Consider the following 879-nt stretch of genomic DNA (forward strand, 5'->3'; position numbering starts at 1 on the left):
GGGCGCAGTTGTCTTGTCCTTGAACTCGTCGGCGACCTTGATGACGATGAAGGCTGGGCTGGTGATCAGATCATGGGCCTTGAGCAGACGGTAGACCGAAGCCTCTGAGACAAAATAGCTTTCGGCGTCGGTGAACGTCACCGCCAGTTCGCGCGGCGACAGCTCCGGCCTGTTGAGGGCAAGTTCGACGATCCGCTCCCGCACCTCGTCGGGGATGCGGTTCCAGACCCGGCCTGGCTGTGGCCGGCGATCCTCGAGCGCATCGACGCCGCCGCTCAGGAACCGGTCATACCAGCGGTGAAAGGTGGCGCGGGGAATGCCGAGCTTTTCCAGCGTGCGGCGCGCCGGCAGATGCGACTGCTCGACGAGCCGGATGATCTCAAGCTTCTCGGAGGCAGGATATCTCATTCCTCGTCGCCCCCATCCGCGATCATGCTTTTTTTGAGCAGTCGCAGTTCCAGCGCCTGCTCGGCGACGACCTCCTTCAAATCGCGCGTCTCGCGGCGCAGCACCTTGACCTCGTCGGTGGTGGCGGCGCGCGCCGTGTCCCCTGCCAGCCGTTTCTTGCCGGCCTCGAGGAATTCCTTCGACCAGTTGTAATAAAGGCTCTCGGCAATGCCTTCGCGCCGGCACAGCGCGGCGATCGATTCCTCGCCGCGCAGACCTTCCAGCACGACGCGGATCTTCTCTTCCGCTCCATACTGCTTGCGGGTGGCGCGGCGGATGTCCTTGATGACCGTCTCTGCAGACGGTTTCGGTGTCCCGGCTTTCTGTCTCATCTTCGCTCCTGTGAAGGGCTACGATGAGCCAGAAATCCTCCCTTCCTCGTTAAACCAATTCTGTCTCACTGGCGCTGACGCCGGACAGGTCAGACGGTTC

The 879-nt window shown here is 62.5% G+C and carries 1 pseudogene; it reads right to left on the bottom strand.

Annotated features, from left to right (window positions below):
* Positions 1-779, bottom strand: a pseudogene (locus tag G6N73_RS35935) (helix-turn-helix domain-containing protein); the annotation flags it as partial.
* Between the last annotated feature and the right edge of the window lie 100 nt (positions 780-879).

The sequence above is a fragment of the Allomesorhizobium camelthorni genome (assembly GCF_011045125.1).
GTDB lineage: Bacteria > Pseudomonadota > Alphaproteobacteria > Rhizobiales > Rhizobiaceae > Allomesorhizobium > Allomesorhizobium camelthorni.